Here is a 16322-nt window from a genome sequence, read left to right on the forward strand (position 1 = left end):
ATGACATGGATCGTGTTCGATTACGGTGAGGTCATCGCCCAGCGGCCGCCGGAGCAGGCCTTCGCACGGCTGGCCGACATCGTCGAGGCGCCGGCCGCGGACTTCACCGAGGGCTACTGGCTCCATCGCGACAAGTACGACCGCGGCGCGGCAGAGCTCGACTACTGGCAGGCGGTCGGCGCGCGGGCGCAGGTCGACGTGGGCCCGGCCGAGGCCGCGGCGCTGAGCGCCGCGGACGTCGAGCTGTGGAACACCCTCGACCCGAGCTCGGTGGAGCTGATCGCCGATCTCGCGGCGGCCGGGAGGCGGCTGGCGCTGTTGTCGAACGCGCCGATCGCCCACGGTGCGGCTTTCCGGACGCGGCAGTGGGCCGAGCCGTTCGAGCACTTCGTGATCTCCGGTGAGCTGGGTGTCGCCAAGCCCGACCCGGCGATCTGGCAGGCCCTGCTGGACCGGCTCGGCGCCCCGGCCGGCGAGATCCTCTTCCTGGACGACCGCGAGGTCAACGTCGCCGCGGCCCGCGACGCCGGGATCCGGGCATTCGTGTGGACCGGCGCGGAGGCAGCGCGGAGGCACATTGCGGAATTCGACAAAGAATCCCCTTCAGTTCCGGTACGTTGATAGCGGTTCTGATATCGGACGACCCAATCACCGTCTGGAAATATTACTTCCCTTTTACTTCTTCCGGCGTTTCCCCGAGCGGGGTTCATCCGTTGGGCAGGGAGCTGTCGCGTAAACGTGGCAGCCCCAATCCGAGGAGAACCAGGCAATGAGCACCTTGAGCACCACGGTCCGGCGCGGCCTGGTCGTCACGGCGGCCGCGATGGCCGCCGGTCCCGTCGTCGGCGGCGTCGCCTCCGCGGCGACCGCACCGACGACCAGCACCCCGCTGGACGCCGCGCCGATCTCGACCACTGTCGCCGACGCCACCGGGCTGGCCGCCGCGCCGATGCCCGTGACCCGCTCCGCGCTGCCGCTGGCCGGCGGGCTGAGTTCGATCATGCCGATCAACGGCGGCCTGGCCAACGCCCTGCCGCTGAACAACCTGGCCGGCGGGCTGCCGGTGAGCGGGCTGGTCGGCCAGATCCCGGTGGTCGGGCCGATGGCCCAGAACCTGCCGGTGATCGGCCAGCTGACCGGTGAGCCGGCCCCGACCCCGGCGGCCGCCCAGACCGCCGGCCAGCAGGCCGGCGCCGACCTGCAGGCCGCCTTCCCACCCCCGCACATGCCGACCCCGCCGGCCCTGATGAGGCCGGCCGCGCACCCCGGCACCCGCAGCCGGATGGTCTCGCCGGTCGCGCCCGCGGTCACCGCCCCGACGATCACCCCGGCCCCAGCCGCGGCGCCGGCCATGCAGGCTCCGGCCGCCGCGCCCAAGCCGCAGAGCTCGCTGCCGCTGGTCGGCAACCTGCCGCTGGTCGGCGGGCTGACGCAGGGCCTGCCGGTCGGCAGCCTGACCTCGCTCGGCAGCTTCTAGACCGGTTCAGAACCCTTCCCCAAGGCCTCTGGCATGCGCGCCCGCGCATGCCAGAGGCCTTTCTGATGTCACACAACCCGATGAAAAGAGGAATCCCTCCTAGGAGCGATTATCCGCAACTCTTCGCATGCGGCCGCCGCGAAGGCGCAATGAATCGCCATGCGCGACAACGTGTGAACCGCCCCATCGGGAGCCACGGATGAAGCACCGCCACGGCAAGACGACAAGTGTCAGTTCCGGTCTGGTGGACTTGAGCGAGGAGTCCCTGGCCGACGTCTCGCGCTCGGTCTCGGCCGGCGAGGTGCGGTCCGAGGATGTCGACCGGCGGATCAGCCCACCCAGGGACGGCGGGACCGCGACGGTGCCGGTGGCCGCCTCGTTCAACTCGGCCGTATGACCGCGGCGAACGGGGCGCCGCCATTCCGGCAATTCGTGCTGAAAGTGGCAACCCGCTGCGATCTCGCTTGTGATCATTGTTACGTCTACGAGGCCGCCGACAGCTCGTGGCGCCACAAACCGCGCTTCATGACGGAGGAGACGGTACGGCGCACCGCAGAGCGGATCGCCGAACACGCCGCCTCGCACCGTCTCCCTGCCGTCGCCCTGGTGTTGCATGGCGGGGAGCCACTGCTTCTGGGGCCGGCGCGGATGCGCGTAGCAATGTCTACATTGCGTGAGGTCATCGAGAGCGCGGGCTGTGCGGTGGACCTGCGTGTCCACACCAACGGAGTCCGACTCACGAGCGAGTACTGCGACTTGTTCCGCGAACACCGCGTACGCGTCGGTGTGTCCCTGGACGGTGATCACGCCGCGTCCGACAGACACCGACGCTTCGCCAATGGAGCATCCAGCCATACGCAGGCACTACGCGCGGTTTCGCTATTGCGCGACGACTACCCGGACATCTACGCGGGCGTCCTATGCACGATCGACGTGCGTAACGACCCAGTAGCCGTGTACGAGGCGGTGCACGATGCCTCTCCCCCGCGCGCGGACTTCCTCCTCCCCCACGCCACGCATAGCGATCCGCCGCTCAGAGCGAATCCCGAACGCGCCGAATACGCGGACTGGATGCTCGCGGTGTTCGATCGCTGGAACGCCGAGAACCGTCCCTTCCCGATTCGCTCCTTCACCTCGGTCCTGGACGCCTTCCGCGGGTTGCCGAGCGGGACGGAGTCGCTCGGCTTAGACCCGGTCGATCTGGTGGTCGTGGAGGCCGACGGAACTCTGGAGCAGACGGACTCCCTTAAAGCGGCCTACGACGGCGCTCCCGCCACCGGCTTCGCAGTCGCTGAGCACTCCTTCGACGAGGCCTCCGGGCATCCGGGCTTCGAGGCCCGGCGCCATGGCTTGGCCGATCTGTGCGAAGCCTGCCGACGCTGTCCTGTGGTCTTGGTATGCGGAGGCGGCCTGCGCACGCATCGCTATAGCGCCCCCTCTGAGGTGACTTCCCCGTCTCCCTCGACCGATTCGTTTGATCATCCGAGCGTCTACTGCAAAGACCTCAAGGAGCTGATCATGGGGATCCGCACCCGGACCCAGGCGCCGGCCGTCGCACAGGTTCCGGCGCAGCGTTCCCTAGGACTGTCCGCAGACGTGCTGCATCAGTTGGCGCACGGATACGGCGACGCTAAAGCGATCACACACCTGAACCGCTTCCAACGCTCGCTCCGCATACTGCTGCTCGCCAAGGTGTTCGCCGCCGCAGACGGCAGTAGCGGACCGCGCCAAGAACTCGTGGACTCCGCGATCTCCACGCTGAAGACTCTCGATGCCGGACACAAGAACGCCCTGCACGACGTACTCGGGCATCCCTATACGTCGGTCTGGGCACTGCGCTGCCTCGACGACGCACAGTCCGGCCGAGCCGATCCCGAGGACTTCGCCCATCTGGCCTCGCTGGCTGCCGCGATCGCCATCCGCGCCGGCGTCGACGCCGAGATCGAAGTGCCGGTACGGCGCGGCGCTGTGTACCTCCCCACGCTGGGGCGTCTGGTGGTCGGTGCCGACGCAGGCCGATCCCTGCTGATGCGGATCTCCGGGGGCCACTGCGACGTGCTCGATGCGTCGGGATGGCAAGGCGTCCGGCGTGTGGACCTCCCTGCGTTCTCCACAGGCGGAATCGCTTTGGAGGACACGGACCCGTTCCGCCGCTGCCACCACTGGGAGGTCGCGCGACGGCTGCCTGAAGGCGACGCCGCCGCTTGGAGGCGCACTGTCCCCGCCGCGTGGGACCTCCTCGCACGGGACCACCATTCCTACGCGCCGGGCATCGCAGCAGGGCTGTCGACGATCGTGCCACTGGCGCCGTCCCTGTCCGGCCGAGCCGTCAGCTCTACAGCGCGCCGCGCTTATGGCGCGATCGGCGCGGCGCTACCTGTGCCGGGCGCTGGTACGCCGGACCGGTCCGCCTCCGCGCTCGCGCTCTTGATGATCCACGAGTTCCAGCACGTAAAGCTCGGCGCGGTCCTGGACATGGCAGACCTGCACGACCCGCACGACACCCGGCTGTTCGAGGCGCCATGGCGAGAGGACCCGCGTCCGCTGGAAGGACTGTTGCAGGGAACATACGCGCACGTAGGCGTCACCGACTTCTGGCGCGTCCGCCGCTTCACCGCGACCGATCCCGAGGAACGCACACACGCCGCCACGGAGTTCGCACTCTGGTTCGCGCACACACTGCGGGCCACACACGTCTTGGCGGACTCCGGGTCCCTGACCCCGCTCGGCCTGCGCTTCGTGGAGGCGCTGCGGACCACCCTGGAAGGTTGGACGTCCAAAGTCTGACTACTCCGCGCACCGTTGACGCCATCGATTACGCCGCGCAATCCTTTTGGAGACACAGTGTGAAGAGGAGTGAAGGCCACGGGGTAGGCGGATGGCTGTCTCGAGTCGGGTGCCGCAAGGCGCCGACCACGGGTCGGCTCCGGTCTTCTTCCTCAGCTACGCCCGGCACCACCGCGCCCCGGAGGACAAGTCCGGCACTGCCGAGGACCCGGACCGCTGGACGCTGCGCTTCTTCGACGACCTGACGTTCGAGGTCGCGGAGCTCACCACGCTGCCCCGCCACGCCAGGCCCGGATTCATGGACCGCGAACTGCGGGTCGGGCAGGAGTGGCCGCGCCGGATATCGGAGGCACTGGCGGCGTGCCGGGTGTTCGTGCCGCTCTACACCCCGCGCTACTTCACGTCCCTGAGCTGCGCCAGCGAGTGGTACCTGTTCCAGGCACGGCAGAGCGCGCACGAGCTGACGTCCGGCACCCGGCCCGAGGCGATCATCCCGGTGCTGTGGCTGCCGATGCCGGACACCGACCTACCGGCCGCCGCGCAGGCGCTGCAGTTCGACCACCACACGCTCGGCGAGGCCTACGCGCGCCTGGGCTTCCTGCAGCTGATCCGGCTGGCTCGGTTCAAGGACGAGTACCAGCTGGCGATCCACGCGCTGGCGCGCGAGGTGGTGCGGGTGGCGCTGAGCAGCGCCCCGCAGGCCTCCCTGCCGGTGGACTTCACAGCGCTGCGTAGCCGCTTCGAGAACGCGGAAGGGCTCTTCGACGCAGCCGGAGACCTGGTGCGCCAAGTCGGTGGCCGCACTCCCCTCTCGCTGCCGGGACGACGTCCGCTCGCCCTGCCGGCGGGCACGCGAGGCAGCCCCGACGCTCCTGCCACTCCGGTGGTCGAACCGATCGCCGATCTCCCCGAGACCCCGACCAGTTCGCCGGACGAAGCGGTGGCCGCATATATCCGCGCCGCACAAGTGAAGCTCGCGGAGTGGTTCGTCACTCGGCCGCGCCAGATCGCATCTGCGGACTTCGACGACTTCTACTTCCGAGAGGTGCACCCCGCCGCCAAGGCGGCTCTGTTACGGCACCTGACGCCCCACGCACCGGACGGCCGCTCCGCACGGCCGCCCCGTCTGCGCTCCCTGCCCACCGCCGAGCGACCGCCAGGAGGAGCGCCCGATGTCCCCTGACCCGGACGGGACCGTCATCACCTTCTATTCCTATAAAGGCGGCACCGGCCGCACCATGGCGCTGGCGAACGTGGCGTGGATCCTGGCCGCGAACGGCCGGCGGGTACTGGCCGTGGACTGGGACCTGGACTCGCCGGGACTGCACCGCTTCTACCACCCGTTCCTACCGCCGTCGGCGCTGCAATCAACCGGCGGGGTCATCGACCTGATCGTCGACTACGCCTGGCAGGTCCACCAGCACCGCGAGGATCGGCCGACGGACTGGCACCGGCAGGCCGCGGAGGTAGCCCGGCACACGGTGGCCGTGGACTGGGCGTTCCCCGGCGGCGGCACCCTGGACTTTCTGCCGGCCGGACGGCAGAACCGCGACTACGCCTCCGCCATGGCGCCGCGCGGCTGGGACGACTTCTACGAGGAGATGGGCGGCGGCCTGTTCTTCCAGGCGATGCGCGACGGCATGAAGGCCGCGTACGACTATGTCCTCATCGACAGCCGCACCGGCTTGTCGGACATCGCTGACATCTGCACGCTTCAGCTGCCCGACGTCCTCGTGGACTGCTTCGCGCTCAGCGACCAGAACATCGACGGCGCGCTCGGCGTGGCGCGCCGTATACGGGAGCACTGTCTGGACCGCCCTATACGCATCCTGCCTGTGCCGATGCGCGTGGACGAAGCGGAGAAGGCGAAGGCAGACGCCGGACGCGCACTGGTGACGTCCCGGTTCGATGGGTTCCCCGCCGACATGGACGACGAGCGCCGGTCTCAGTACTGGGCCTCCGTAGAGATCCCCTATAGGCCCTTCTACGCATACGAGGAGACCCTGGCCGTCTTCGGCGACACGCCCGGCCTGCCGACCTCGCTGCTGGCGGCCTACGAACGACTCGCCGCCGAGATCACCGTGGGCCGTGTCACCGGTCTTCCCACGATTGAGGAGACCCGGCGTCAGCGGGTCCTGGAGGGATTCACCAGGCGGCAGACGACAAAGGTCCGCCCCTTGATCCATTACGTCGCCGAGGACCGGATGTGGGCCGACTGGGTTCGGGAGATCCTGGCTCAGGTAGAAGTGCCCGCGGACCTCGTCAGCGTGGGAATCTCCACAGAAGCCGAAGAGGACCGACAGGTCCTCGCTATAGCGTCGTACTCATATCTACGCTCTGCGCACACACGGGCACCGCAATCCGTCACCGCAGTACTTGTCACGGACGTCCGACTCCCAGCGCAGTACCAAGCGAACCCGCCGATCGACCTAGCACGGCTGAGCGAGCCGGAGGCCGTGGAGACGCTGCTGCTGGCCGTGGACCGGAACGCTTATGCGCAATGGCGCGCACGCTCCCCTGATGCACTTCCCTCTGCACGCGCACATGGCCCGCGCTTCCCCGGCATCGATCCGCGTGTCTGGAACCTACGCGGCCGCAACGCCACCTTCACCGGCCGCGACGAAGTCCTGGAGCACGTCCGCGACCGACTGCTCCGCGGCTCCGCTGCGGACTCCCCGCCGCCGCAGGCACTGCACGGCCTGGGAGGCGTCGGCAAGACCCAGGTCGCGCTGGAGTACGCGCACCGGTTCAAAGGCGACTACGACCTCGTATGGTGGCTCTCCGCGGACCAGCCGGAGCTGATCCCCGCGGAACTCGCCCGCCTGGCCCGGCCGCTTGGCCTAGGCCTGCGCACGGACAGCGGCATCGCGGAGACTGCTACGGCCGTCCTGGAGGCCCTGCGGCGCGGGGACCCAGTACGCCGCTGGCTGCTGGTCTACGACAACGCCGACGAGCCCGGCGCGGTGCGTCCCTACCTGCCGGAGAGCCGACACGGCCACGTCCTGATCACCTCACGGAACCCGGCGTGGGCGCAGGAGGCGGCGCCGGTCGAGGTGGAGGTGTTCACGCGCGCCGAAAGCGTGGAGCACCTACGGCGGCGGGTGCCGGGGCTCGCCGTGGAGGACGCCGGCGCGCTGGCCCACGCCCTCGGGGACCTGCCGCTGGCGGTGGAGCAGGCGGCGGCCTGGCTCACCGAGACCGGGACGCCGGTCGGCGAGTACCTGGCGGAGCTGGACCGGCAGGCGTCGGCGGTGCTGGCGCTGAACCAGCCCGGCGACTACCCGGTACCGGTGGCCACGACATGGACGATCTCCTTCGAGGCCCTGCGAGACCGGTCCCCAGCCGCCGTGCGCCTGCTGCAACTGTGCTCGTTCCTGGCGCCGGAGCCGGTGTCCATGGCGCTGCTGCGCTCGGACGAGATGATCCAGGCCCTGATCCCCTACGACGAGGCGCTGCGCGACCGGATGATGATCGGCCGCCTGGTCCGCGAGGTCGGACGGTTCGCGCTGGCCCGGGTGGACGCGGCCTCGAACACGCTGCAGGTGCACCGCCTGGTGCAGTCGGTGATCCGGGCCCGGATGAGCCAGGCGGACCAGGAGCGGGCCTGCCACGAGGTGCACCGGGTGCTGGTCGGCGCCCGTCCCCGGGCCGGGGACACCGACGACCCGGAGAACTGGCCGCGCTACGACCAGATCTGGGCACACCTGGGACCGAGCCGGGCCCGCCTGTGCGCCGAGGGCGAGACCCTACAGCTGCTGATCGATCGCGTCCGCTATCTGTGGAAGCGCGGCGAACTCGGCGCGGCCTTGGCGTTCGCCGAGGAGTTGGCCACCGTATGGACCTCGCGCGGAAGAGCGCCGGACAAGGACCCAGACCTGCTATCCCTGCGCTTCCACACCGCGAACGTGCTCTGGTCCATGGGCCGCTTCGAGGAGGCGCGGGAGATCAACGCAGAGGTGCTGCAGGCCCAAGCCGCCGCACTCGGCAACGATCATCGCCATACTCTGATGACCGCCGGCGGCCTGGCAGCAGCACTCCGCGGACTCGGACAGTTCCAGGAGGCACTGGCACTGGACGAACAGACATACGCACGGTTCGCCGAGAACTTCGGCGCGGACTTCCCCCAAGCGCTGTCCTCGGCGAACAACCTGGCCATCTCCTACCGGCTGGTCGGCGAGTTCTCCAAGGCCATGGAGATGGACCGGGAGGTCTTCGCACGACGCCGCGAGGTACTCGGGGCCGTGCACCCGTACACGCTGAGCTCCGCGGGCTCGCTGGCACGGGACATGATCGACGCAGGGCGATTCGCGGAGGCCGTCGAACTGCTGCGCACAACGCTGGACACATATCGCGACGTACTAGGGGACGACTTCGCGGAAACGCTAAGGACGGCCAAGAGCTTGGCAGTGGCATTGCGCAAATGCGGACGCCTCAGCGAAGCACAGGACCTCACCGAAGCCACGTACAAGCGCTACCTCCAGCGATTCGGCCCCCGCCACCCCGACACACGCGCCTGCGCCCTGAACCGGGCCGCAGACCTGGCGGCACAGGACCGGGACGCGGAGGCCGTCTCCATCAGCGTCGACTGCCTGGCGACATACGAAGAGCAGCTCGGGGAACGCCATCCCTACACACTCGTGGCGGTGAACAACATGGCGGTCTACGAGCGGGCATGCGGCAACGTCACCCGCGCCCGAGCCCACGCCGAGCGCACCCTGAGGGGCTTCGAGGCCGCACTCGGCGCCTCGCACCCCTTCACATTGGCAGCAGCAGGCAACCTCGCGAACTGCTTAGCGGACGACGGCGAACTCGCAGCAGCAATCTCTCTAGAGGAGCGCGTACTAGCGGGCTCACAAGACCGCCTCGGCGACAGCCACGTCTATACGCTCACCGCCGAAGCGAACCACGCAGCGACACTGCGCGCGTCAGGACGAGGGGCGGAGGCCGAGGTGACCACAGCGCGCTGCCTCGACCGCCTCACAGCACTGCTCGGCGAGGGACACCCGGTATGCGCGCGGGTGCGCGCCGGGGCCCGTATAGGGCGGGACCTTGAGGCCACGGCGTACTAGGAGCTCTGCTTACTCCCGGCTAGCTACTCCGTTCAGGTCCGATCCGCACCGACCGACCGGGCTGGCCGGGCTGGCCGGCCTGGCCCGACCCACGGTGCCCTGACGTCCCTGTCCCTCTCCCCCGTGCACCAAGCCCGACCGCCGCATCCCACGACACCCGCGCCCCCGACCACACGATCACCTGCGGCATCCGCAACAGGGCGCTGAAATGCGACGCACTCGGTTCCAGATCGACCGTCGCGCGCGGAATCCGCTCACCCAGCCATCTCGTATGACTCACCGGCGAGAACCGATCCTCCGCCCCATGCCACAGGTACACCGGAACACGGATGTCAGCGGGATCGAAACCCCAAGGGGCCGCGAGCGCAAGCGCATCGTCGTACCAACCATCCGCCGAGCGTGAAACCGCAGCCGCATAAGCGGCGACAAGCTCTTGGCGGATGTTCGCCTGCCGGATCACCGCACGGTCGGTCGGTTCCAAGCCCTCATCAATGTTCGCCAACAGGCTCGCCGGATCAGCACGGATCCGGGCCGCACGGTCCTCCAGAACCTGGCGCAGGGCCTCAGGGTCCGTGAAGGCCTGGGTATAGGCCTCAATGTTGCCCGGTGTCATCCCGGCGAACCACGCGTCGCCCATGGCATCACGGGGAGCCAGGGCCACCATCGCCGCCGCCCTCGTCACGCGCTCCGGCAACAGGGCCGCGCACGCCAGCGCATGCGGACCACCACCGGAGCGCCCAAGGACAGCGAAGCGCCCGATGCCCAGCGCGTCCGCGACAGTGCACGCATCCGCCGCAACGGAGGCGACACTGCGTCCCGGTTGCCGATCCGACTCACCGAAGCCGGGCCGGTCGAAGGTCAGGAGGCGGATGCCGCAGGCGTGCAGCGTCATCGGACGCGGCACCGGCCCCAGCCGGCTGCCGGGGGTGCCGTGGAACAGCATCACGGGGGCGCCGTCGGGGTCGCCGCGCTGACAGACGGCCAGCCGGCGGCCGTCCGGGGTGCGGACTGTGCGGATCATGGCTCTCCTCCGTTGGGCGGCTACCCGGCGCCGCCATGCCGGAAACGGACGCCTCCGGCGCGCAAGGGTGCGGGCGGAGGCGGGATAGTGTCAGGGCATGCCGCTGTTCGGGGCGCGCCCGCCGGTCGAGGACCGGGAGCGCCAGTGGATCGAGAAGATGCTGGCGTGGTGCGTCGAGCAGTTCGGACGCGAGGCGCTGCAGGCGGAGGTCCTCACGCCGACACCCTCATTCTTTCCCGGGACCTATCGGGGTACTCCGGACGATGTACTAGAAGTCGTCGACCTGGTCCGAGCCCACCTGCGCATCGACCCGGCGGAGATCGCAGTCATCTTGTATGACGGCCGCCCCCCATCCCGCCCCACCCCAGGCACCACCACCAGCGGCTACCAGACCGTCGCCGGACACTACAGCGTCCGCGACGGAGTCGGCGTCATAGCGGTCGGCATGGACAACGCCCCGGACCCCCGCCGCGTAGTCGCCGTCGCAGCCCACGAACTGTGCCACCACAAGCTGCTCTACCACGGCGCGGCCAGCACCACCGAGCACGACCACGAACCGCTGACCGACTTGGCGACCGTGTTCTTCGGCCTCGGCATCTTCACCGCCAACGCCGCCTTCACCTTCTCGCAGGGCTCCGGCGGCTGGCGCCGCCAGCAACTCGGATACATCAACCAGCCGATGTTCGGCTACGCACTCGCCCGCGTCGCACGGCTGCGCGGCGACCACAACCCCGCATGGGCCCGCTTCCTGGACACGAACCCGCGCGGGTATTTCAAGCGGGCAATGCGCTATCTGGAGAAAGAACCGGGCCCCGAACCACCCATTTAGCCTCGCCCATTGTGCGCAGCAGAACCTACGCAAATCACCCGATGTCCGATATGCCACCTTCGAGCATTATTGAGGCATCCCGGGAGCCGCCCGCCACAGCCAGGCACATGAGCGGCTCCCGGGCCGGCGGTCCCCCGACCGGGACGCGGACAGAGCTCACCGCACCCGGCCAGGGAACCGCCGCCACGCCCTCGATGACCTCGCGTCGTCGACTGCTCGAAGCGAGGCGATAAGGGCCTCCGGCTTCGGCCAGGTCGGAGGCAAATGGGGGATCGCCCCGCATCGAGCAGGCCCCTCCGGGGGCGGGTACGGCAAACAACCAGCCGGCCCTGGCGCCGCCCCCAGGCGCCAGGGTCCGGCCTAAGGACATGCCGCAAAGCTGGCAGGAAGGAGAAGCGGTGAGGAGCAGGACCCGATCAAGACCCGGCTAGCCGCACGCCCGCAGCCGCGACGCGCTCATCACTCGCCGTCAGCGCAACCCGCACGTGCCGCGCCCCGGCCTCGCCGTAAAAGTCGCCGGGAGCCACCAGAATCCCGCGCTCGGAGAACCAGTCGACGGTCGCCCAGCAGTCCTCGTCCCGCGTGGACCACAGATACAGGCCGGCCTCGGAGTGGTCGATGCGGAAGCCCGCGTGTTCCAGCGCCTCGCGCAGCACCTGGCGCCGCTTGCGGTAGCGCTCCTTCTGCTCTGCGGCGTGGGCGTCGTCGTTCAGGGCGGCGGTCATCGCGTCCTGGACCGGCTGCGGCATGATCATGCCCGCGTGCTTGCGCACCTCGAGCAGGTCGGCCACGAGGGCGGGGTCGCCGGTGACGAAGCCGGCTCGGTAGCCGGCCAGGTTCGAGCGCTTGGACAGGGAGTGCACGGCCAACAGTCCTTCGTGGCTGTCGCCGCAGACGTCGGGGTGCAGCAGCGACACTGGCTCGGCTTCCCAGGCCAGCTCGATGTAGCACTCGTCGGAGACCACGACGGTCCCGGTCTCGCGGGCCGCGGCGACCACGGCGCGCAGCTCGGCCAGCGGGGCGACCCGGCCGTTGGGGTTCGCCGGGGAGTTGAGCCAGATGAGCTTCGGGCGGTGCGTGCTGATCAGTTCGGCGGCGTCTTCGGGGGCGGCCACCAGGGTGTCGGCGCCGGCGATGCGGGCGCCGACGTCGTAGGTCGGGTAGGCCACCGCCGGGATGGCCACCTGGTCGCCGGGGCCGAGGCCGAGCAGCATCGGGAGCCAGGCCACCAGCTCCTTGGTGCCGAGGACCGGCAGGACCGAGGCTGGGGCGACGCTGGGCACGGCGAGGCGGCGTGCCATCCAGCCGACGGCTGCGTCGCGGAGGGCGGTCGTGCCGTGGGTGAGCGGGTAGCCGGGGGCGTCGGACCCGGCGCGCAGCGCGTCTTGGATGACGGCCGGCACCGGGTCGACGGGGGTGCCGACTGACAGGTCGACGATCCCGTCCAGGTGATGGGTGGCTCGCGCCTTGGCGGGCGCGAGCCGGTCCCACGGGAAGTCGGGGAGCTTCCGCATCGTGAAGGGTTTCCTCTGGTGGAGCGGGATGTCGCCGGGAGGGGAAAGCCCTTAGTGGCTTTCACCCTCGGCTTGCGGCGGCAGAGCGGAGACCAGGGGGTGGTCCTTCTCGATCAGACCCATCTTGGAGGCGCCTCCGGGGGAGCCAAGGTCGTCGAAGAACTCCACGTTCGCCTTGTAGTAGTCCTTCCACTGCTCAGGCGTGTCGTCCTCATAGAAGATCGCCTCCACGGGGCACACCGGCTCGCAGGCGCCGCAGTCGACGCACTCGTCCGGGTGGATGTAGAGCATGCGCTCGCCCTCGTAGATGCAGTCGACAGGGCACTCCTCGATGCAGGCCTTGTCCTTCACGTCCACGCAGGGCAGGGCGATGACGTAAGTCACTTTCTCCGGTCCTCCTGTTGATGCGGTGGGCGACGCAGCGGTGCGGGCTGCAAAACCCTAAGCTCGTCCGCCCTTAGTATCACGCGTGAGCGGCTGGTTCTCCTAAGCGGGTCAGCCTGCGGACGGCCGGTCCTGCCAAGGGCGCAGGACTGAGGCGCACAACAGTGTCCACCCTGTGCCCAGTGCGGCGCCTGCGAGAACGTCCGTGGGGAAGTGGACGCCGAGGAGTGGGCGGGAGGCCGCGATGACGATCACGTACAGCACCAGCAGGGTTGTCGCGGTGCGGCGGGCGGTCAGGCCGGCCAGTAGTGGGACCGCGGTCAGGATCAGGACGGTGGCCAGGGTGGAGGTGCCGGTGGCGTGGCCGGAGGGGAACGAGGCGCCGGATTCTGTGGAGATCGTGTGCGCGGCGTCCCAGACCGGGCGGTGGCGGTTCACGCCCTTCTTGGCGACGTAGGCGATGGCGTAGGCGCCGATCACTGAGGCTGCGGCGAAATAGGCGGTCGGGCGCATCCGGAGTGCGAAGAAGGCGACCGCTACCAGGAGGCCTAGGCCGAGGGTGACGGTCGGTGCGCCGGTGCTGGTCACCGCCTTGAAGAAGTCGGTCACCCCGGTGTCGCGCAGGGCGAACCTGTTCAGCGAGTTGTCCACCGACTGGTCCGTGCCCCGGGATGCCTTCGTTGCGACGATGATCGCCAGCAGGACGAAGACGCCGAAGGACGCCGTTCCCCACAGGCGCAGTGCCGATGCTCGGGCCCGGTCGTCGAAGACGGGTGCGCGGTGGTGGGCGACGGCATGCCGGGGTTCGGTGAGCATGCCTCACAGTAACTTGTTCGCCTGATGTTCGGCTGATGTTCACCACCCATTCATGTTCTTTGGGCGGGAGAGATCTCGGGCGGGGGAGATCTCGGGCGCGAGGGATCGCTGGGTAGCGAGGCCGGGCGCGCGCCGGAGCATGGAGGGCGGGCGCGCCGGGCCAGGCGGGCGAGATCGGGAGCGCGGGATCAGGCGTCCGGCGTGCGCAGGCCTCGCAGCACCACATCGAGCAGCAGGTACGGGTTCACCGGGGGGATGTCGGTGTCGACCGGCTTCTCGGCGCGGCGTTCGACGGCCGTGACGATGCCCGAGCACAGTGACATCACGTCGTAGAAGGTGACGTCGGGGCGGAAGGCGCCGGTGCGTTGGCCGCGCTTCAGCAGTTCGGTGCCAGCGTCCATCATCTCTTTGCACGTGCGGCCCAGGGCGGTGCTCTGGTCGTGGATGGCCTCTTTCACCGCCAGGGACAGGCCGCGGTAGATCGCCATGTGCTCGATCAGCAGAGTCAGCCACTCGGTGAGCGCGGCGTCGGCGTCCTCGCGGCGTTCGGCCAGGACCAGTGCGCACTCGGCGAGTTTCAGGTAGCGCTCGGCCAGGACCGCGGCGATGAGGTCCTCGCGCCGGGGGAACCGGCGGTAGAGGGTTCCGATCCCGACGCCTGCCTGGCGGGCGATGTCCTCCAGGGATGTCTCGATCCCGTTGTTCGCGAACGCCGACTGGGCGACCTCGACGAGGCGCTCGCGGTTGCGGAGCGCGTCTGCCCTCACGGTGTCTATCCCTTCACCTGTGTCGAGCAGGGCTTCCCCGGGCCCTGCGAATTTGAGTTGCCGCCGTGTGGACCGGCGCTCTACGCTAACCGGAGTTAGCCTCCGCTTAAATGCTCGCCGTCAGGTGAAGGACACCATGTCTACTGCGTCCATATCCACAACGCCTTCCACTGGGAAAGTTGTTCCTAAGCGCGAGCCCAAGCCGGGGCTCATTCTTGCGACCATCGTGACCTGCCAGCTGATGCTGGTCCTCGACGCGACCATCGTCAACATAGCCCTGCCGAAGATCCAGACTTCGTTGAAGTTCACGGATGCGAACCTTTCGTGGGTCTTGAACGCTTACACGCTGGCCTTCGGTGGTCTGCTTCTGCTCGGGGGGCGTGCCGGGGACATCCTGGGGCGGCGGCGGATGTTCGTCTCCGGGGTCATCCTCTTCACGGTCGCGTCCTTCATCGGCGGTCTCGCGGTCGACTCCACCATGCTGCTGGCCTCGCGGGCGTTGCAGGGTGTGGGTGCGGCGATGGCCGGGCCGAGCATGCTGGCGCTGATCATCACCACCTTCCCCGAGGGTGCGCCCCGGGTGAAGGCCATGAGCCTTTTCACCGCGGTGTCCAGTGCCGGCGGGTCGGTCGGCCTGCTGCTGGGCGGGATGCTGACCACGTGGGGCTCGTGGCGTCTGGTCATGTACATCAACGTGCCGATCGGTGCGGTGGCGGCGATCGCCGCGGCCCGGCTGCTGAACGAGTCGCCGCGGGTGCAGGGCAAGTTCGACATCCCCGGTGCGATCACGTCGGTCACCGGTATGGGCAGCCTGGTCTACGCCTTCATCAACGCCTCCGAGCACGGGTGGAGCAACGGGGTGACCATCGGCGCGTTCGTCGCGGCGGTGGTGCTGCTGGGCTCGTTCGTGGCGATCGAGTCGCGGGTGGACTTCCCGGTGTTCCCCCTGCGGCTGCTGAGGGACAGCACCAGGGCCCGTAGTTACGGCTCCTATGTGCTGCTGGTCGGGGCGATGTTCTCCATGTTCTTCTTCATGCCCCAGTTCATGCAGGAGGTGCTGCGGTACTCGCCGATGCGGGCGGGGCTGGCGTTCCTGCCGCTGACCGCGACGCTGTTCACGGTCTCGCGCTTCATCCCCAAGCTGCTGCCCCGCTTCGGGCCGCGGCCGCTGATCGCGCTCGGCACGGCGCTGATCGCAGGGGCGCTGTTCTGGCTGTCGCAGATCTCGGTGCACACCGGCTTCGTCACCGGGCTGCTGGTGCCGTTCCTGATGTTCGGCCTCGGCGGCGGTATCGCGTTCAGCCCGATCGCGCTGAACATCATGAACGGTCTGGCGCCGCGGGACTCCGGGGCCGGGTCCGGCCTGATGCAGGCGTGTCAGCAGATCGGCGGTGCGCTGGGGATCGCGGTGCTGGTGACCATCTTCACCTCGTCGATGAAGAGCAGCCACAACCCGAACCCGGCGGTGAACTTCACGCACGGGCTGGGGACCGGTCTGACGGTCGGGTCGGGGATCGCGCTGGCGGTGTGCCTGATCTCGCTGACGCTGAAGCCGAAGCCCGCGGCGGCGGCCTCGGGGCCCGCGCCGGTTCTGGAGTAGAGCGAGTAAAGCGAATAGAACTCTGTAGCGGCGGCTTCCAGCTCTCCTGCTGGGGGCC

At 69.1% G+C, this 16322-nt stretch carries 13 protein-coding genes; 8 read left to right on the forward strand and 5 right to left on the reverse strand.

The genetic code is table 11. The features are described from left to right. The 6 genes from ABH926_RS01840 to fxsT all read left to right on the forward strand — a co-directional run bounded on the left by ABH926_RS01840 (position 1) and on the right by fxsT (position 9333). Complete coding sequence (locus ABH926_RS01840; protein WP_370363456.1) at positions 1 to 621, forward strand: HAD family hydrolase; 621 nt, start codon at positions 1 to 3, stop codon at positions 619 to 621. Between the two features lie 148 nt (positions 622 to 769). Beyond that, positions 770 to 1477, forward strand: a complete 708-nt coding sequence (locus tag ABH926_RS01845; RefSeq protein WP_370363457.1) for a hypothetical protein — start codon at positions 770 to 772, stop codon at positions 1475 to 1477. Positions 1478 to 1676: 199 nt separating this feature from the next. Continuing rightward, positions 1677 to 1874 (forward strand): hypothetical protein, encoded by a 198-nt coding sequence (locus ABH926_RS01850; RefSeq protein ID WP_370363458.1) that lies wholly within the window; start codon positions 1677 to 1679, stop codon positions 1872 to 1874. Then, positions 1871 to 4264 carry an FxsB family cyclophane-forming radical SAM/SPASM peptide maturase gene (locus ABH926_RS01855; RefSeq protein WP_370363459.1) on the forward strand — a complete coding sequence of 798 codons (2394 nt, stop codon included), beginning with the start codon at positions 1871 to 1873 and terminating at the stop codon, positions 4262 to 4264. Before ABH926_RS01850 ends, ABH926_RS01855 begins: the two co-directional genes overlap by 4 nt. A 91-nt stretch (positions 4265 to 4355) precedes the next feature. Beyond that, positions 4356 to 5447 (forward strand): TIR-like protein FxsC, encoded by a 1092-nt coding sequence (locus tag ABH926_RS01860; protein ID WP_370363460.1) that lies wholly within the window; start codon positions 4356 to 4358, stop codon positions 5445 to 5447. Continuing rightward, positions 5437 to 9333, forward strand: a complete 3897-nt coding sequence (fxsT, locus tag ABH926_RS01865) for an FxSxx-COOH system tetratricopeptide repeat protein (protein ID WP_370363461.1) — start codon at positions 5437 to 5439, stop codon at positions 9331 to 9333. The genes ABH926_RS01860 and fxsT overlap by 11 nt, the downstream gene beginning before the upstream one ends. A gap of 19 nt (positions 9334 to 9352) precedes the next feature. On the opposite strand, the gene ABH926_RS01870 is transcribed toward fxsT, so the two are convergent. Next, the gene (locus ABH926_RS01870; RefSeq protein ID WP_370363462.1) at positions 9353 to 10354 is read right to left on the reverse strand and encodes an alpha/beta fold hydrolase; all 1002 of its coding nucleotides are present in this window, start codon (positions 10352 to 10354) and stop codon (positions 9353 to 9355) included. 97 nt (positions 10355 to 10451) lie between these two features. Between ABH926_RS01870 and ABH926_RS01875 the strand changes: the two genes are divergently transcribed. Further along, entirely contained in the window at positions 10452 to 11183 is a 732-nt protein-coding gene (locus ABH926_RS01875; RefSeq protein WP_370363463.1) for a hypothetical protein, read from the forward strand. A gap of 416 nt (positions 11184 to 11599) precedes the next feature. Here the strand turns inward: ABH926_RS01875 and dapC are convergent, their stop codons facing one another. The 4 genes from dapC to ABH926_RS01895 form a co-directional block, all read right to left on the reverse strand. After that, positions 11600 to 12697, reverse strand: coding sequence for a succinyldiaminopimelate transaminase (dapC, locus tag ABH926_RS01880; protein WP_370363464.1), 1098 nt, complete (start codon positions 12695 to 12697; stop codon positions 11600 to 11602). 51 nt (positions 12698 to 12748) lie between these two features. Further along, positions 12749 to 13081 carry a ferredoxin gene (fdxA, locus tag ABH926_RS01885; RefSeq protein WP_370337826.1) on the reverse strand — a complete coding sequence of 111 codons (333 nt, stop codon included), beginning with the start codon at positions 13079 to 13081 and terminating at the stop codon, positions 12749 to 12751. 111 nt (positions 13082 to 13192) lie between these two features. Beyond that, positions 13193 to 13897, reverse strand: a complete 705-nt coding sequence (locus ABH926_RS01890) for a phosphatase PAP2 family protein (RefSeq protein WP_370363465.1) — start codon at positions 13895 to 13897, stop codon at positions 13193 to 13195. Between the two features lie 188 nt (positions 13898 to 14085). After that, on the reverse strand, positions 14086 to 14664 hold the full coding sequence (locus ABH926_RS01895; RefSeq protein WP_370363466.1) for a TetR/AcrR family transcriptional regulator: 579 nt from the start codon (positions 14662 to 14664) through the stop codon (positions 14086 to 14088). A 226-nt stretch (positions 14665 to 14890) separates the two neighbouring features. Between ABH926_RS01895 and ABH926_RS01900 the strand changes: the two genes are divergently transcribed. After that, positions 14891 to 16264, forward strand: coding sequence for an MFS transporter (locus tag ABH926_RS01900; protein WP_370363467.1), 1374 nt, complete (start codon positions 14891 to 14893; stop codon positions 16262 to 16264). Positions 16265 to 16322 lie beyond the last annotated feature (58 nt).

Origin of the sequence: Catenulispora sp. GP43 (assembly GCF_041260665.1) — a bacterium.
In the GTDB taxonomy this organism is placed as follows: Bacteria; Actinomycetota; Actinomycetes; order Streptomycetales; family Catenulisporaceae; genus Catenulispora.

Excerpts from the sequence above, each read along its gene's own strand:
- dapC (WP_370363464.1), bottom strand. The coding sequence starts at position 12,697 with ATGCGGAAGCTCCCCGACTTCCCGTGGGACCGGCTCGCGCCCGCCAAG.
- ABH926_RS01870 (WP_370363462.1), bottom strand. The coding sequence starts at position 10,354 with ATGATCCGCACAGTCCGCACCCCGGACGGCCGCCGGCTGGCCGTCTGT.
- ABH926_RS01840 (WP_370363456.1), top strand. The coding sequence starts at position 1 with ATGACATGGATCGTGTTCGATTACGGTGAGGTCATCGCCCAGCGGCCG.
- ABH926_RS01850 (WP_370363458.1), top strand. The coding sequence starts at position 1,677 with ATGAAGCACCGCCACGGCAAGACGACAAGTGTCAGTTCCGGTCTGGTG.
- ABH926_RS01855 (WP_370363459.1), top strand. The coding sequence starts at position 1,871 with ATGACCGCGGCGAACGGGGCGCCGCCATTCCGGCAATTCGTGCTGAAA.
- ABH926_RS01845 (WP_370363457.1), top strand. The coding sequence starts at position 770 with ATGAGCACCTTGAGCACCACGGTCCGGCGCGGCCTGGTCGTCACGGCG.
- ABH926_RS01890 (WP_370363465.1), bottom strand. The coding sequence starts at position 13,897 with ATGCTCACCGAACCCCGGCATGCCGTCGCCCACCACCGCGCACCCGTC.
- ABH926_RS01875 (WP_370363463.1), top strand. The coding sequence starts at position 10,452 with ATGCCGCTGTTCGGGGCGCGCCCGCCGGTCGAGGACCGGGAGCGCCAG.
- fxsT (WP_370363461.1), top strand. The coding sequence starts at position 5,437 with ATGTCCCCTGACCCGGACGGGACCGTCATCACCTTCTATTCCTATAAA.
- ABH926_RS01860 (WP_370363460.1), top strand. The coding sequence starts at position 4,356 with ATGGCTGTCTCGAGTCGGGTGCCGCAAGGCGCCGACCACGGGTCGGCT.